The sequence below is a fragment of the Stieleria sp. genome, from assembly GCF_041595215.1.
In the GTDB taxonomy this organism is placed as follows: Bacteria; Planctomycetota; Planctomycetia; order Pirellulales; family Pirellulaceae; genus Stieleria; species Stieleria magnilauensis.
Genome location: NZ_JBFHKV010001278.1, coordinates 1 through 2,181, shown reverse-complemented (window position 1 = coordinate 2,181; position 2,181 = coordinate 1). Strand labels below are relative to the sequence as shown.

Sequence of the window (2,181 nt, the reverse complement as noted above, 5' to 3'; positions counted from 1 at the left end):
GAGCCAGAATTGAAACTCCGCGGCGTGCGGTGTTCCCCTCGGCGCCAGCGGCGATTTGCGTCACGGCCGCGAGGTCGATGTGCCCACCGGAATGGGCTTCGATCGTTAGCCGGTTGCCGTAGTGTGTTCCTCCGTTGATCGCCTGCAACGACTCGAACACCAAGCGACTGCCGCGGCCTTGAACGATCCAGTTTCGCTGCGTGTTGTTGGCCGTCGCGGCGACGTCGTATCGGGTCACGTGTTTGAAGACCAACTCGGCGCCTTCATCGACCCGCAAGTTGCCACCGTCGATCGATTGCGGGCCCTCCACGATCAACGAGGCATGAGGGCCTTCAACGGCCAGCGTGCCGCCGTCGCCTAGATTGAATGGTCCGGTCAGTGTGGACTCGGCGGTGACGGTTAATGATCCGCCGATGAGGTTCAATCCGCCGGGACCGTGGATGCTGCGAACGACGTGGTCGCCGCTGATCGTGGCGGTGGCACCGGAGACCGAGAGTTCGACATCATCGAAGATGCCGGGGACGATGCCGGCGTCCCAGTTGGTCGGGTCGTTCCAGTTTCCGTCGCCGCCGATCCAGACGATCGTTTGGAAGGAGGGAATGGATTCCGGGGGTGGCGGGGCGTCGTCGGTAGACGCGGTTGCCCGTAGGCTCGCGCCGAACGGCTGATGCTCGTTTGATATCAGCCGGTTCGCACCAGCGTCCGGGCCCGTGGACTCGGTTGCCCGTAGGCTCGCGGCAGGCGGTGGACCGATCGGCTCCGACGTCACCGTTGTATTGATCACCGTTGCCAACTCGGGCGCAGTGATCTGGCCGCCTGCGGATTCCGTCAATGCCGACAGGGCGTTTCCATTTCGATCGATCACGTTTGCCAGCGTGTCGAGTTGAATGAGCGATCCCGAACCATCGGCGGTGAACGTCATGCGACGACCACTCGTATTGCCGTTGGTCGGGTCGACGACTTGAATCACGTTTCGCAGATTCACCGACCCGCCCAGCACCGCTTCGACATCCAGGCCGGTACCCGATTCCGTCCCGCCGCGGATCCAACGCAAACCGGAAAGATCGATGTGGCTGCCCGGTCCCTCGGCGATCCACGACCGAATCGCATTGATTTGCGTCGTGGCGAGATCGTAGGATTCGATTTGCGGAAATGCGATTCGCGTTCCCCCGTAGGCTTGAAAACTCGAACCATCGATGCTGCCAACGCCGGGCATTGCGACCGTGGCGGCGGAATCGGTGACCAGCGTGTTTTGTTCAAACCGCGTGATTTGGTTGAGCCGCGCATCGGTCGCTGACAGAACGAGTCGCGTGCCGGTGATCGTTTGCAAGGCATCAAAGTCACTGGGGCGGGAATCGATCGTGATGGCACTGTCTTCGATCGTCACCAGCTTGGCGACGTCGATATCGCCGGCAGAATCGATCGTGGTCTGCGTACCACGCAGATTCGCGAGCTTTGGTGCGATGATCTCACCGCCGCCGCTGGCGTCGATGCTTGAATGCTGACCGGGGCCGCTGCCATTGCGATCGACGATCGAAATCAATGCGTCGAGTTCGATGCGGCTGTTTAGACCCGATGCGGTGATTTCGAACGAGCGAAAGTTCAGGTCGCCGTGGGGCTCGTCGATCAGTTGTTGGACGGCGGGAAGTGCAATCACGGCGCCGTCGTCGGCTTGGATCACGTGATCGTTGTTGTATCCCCAGCCGCCGAGGATCGACGACAAGTTGGGCAGTTCGAGTCGTGAGCCCGCACCGCTTGCCGACCAAGAGCGATCAATGCTTGAAGCATCGCCGAGGTGTCGATAGCCGGTGACGCCGGGCAGGGATAGCGTTGCGCCACCGCGAACGTGCAAATCGGTTCCGTCGATGTTCGTCAACTGTGGCGCGGCAAAGACGCCGTCGCTGCCGACGGTGATCGCTCCGTCACGCAGGCTGTCGATCAGCGGCAAAGCAAGCTGCGCCCCGGCGATGTCAAACTCGGACCGATTGGCCGACGCAAGTTGCGACAGCGTCAGATCGTTGTCCCGGAGGATCAATTGTGAATCGATCAACGTTTGCAACTGAGTCAACACAAGACTTCCCGAACCGTCAAGCAGGAACTGAGTGCCTCGGGCATCGGTCAGGGAGGCGATCTGGATCGAAGCGCCGTCGGTCGCGGAGAAGCTTGTTCGCTGTTCGGCGT

Annotated in this window: 1 protein-coding gene; it reads right to left on the bottom strand. The window is 61.3% G+C overall.

The window, feature by feature from the left end; genetic code table 11:
* Nucleotides 1-2,181 (bottom strand): hypothetical protein (locus ABX749_RS30520; protein WP_372899359.1); only part of this gene is annotated, 2,181 nt, incomplete at both ends.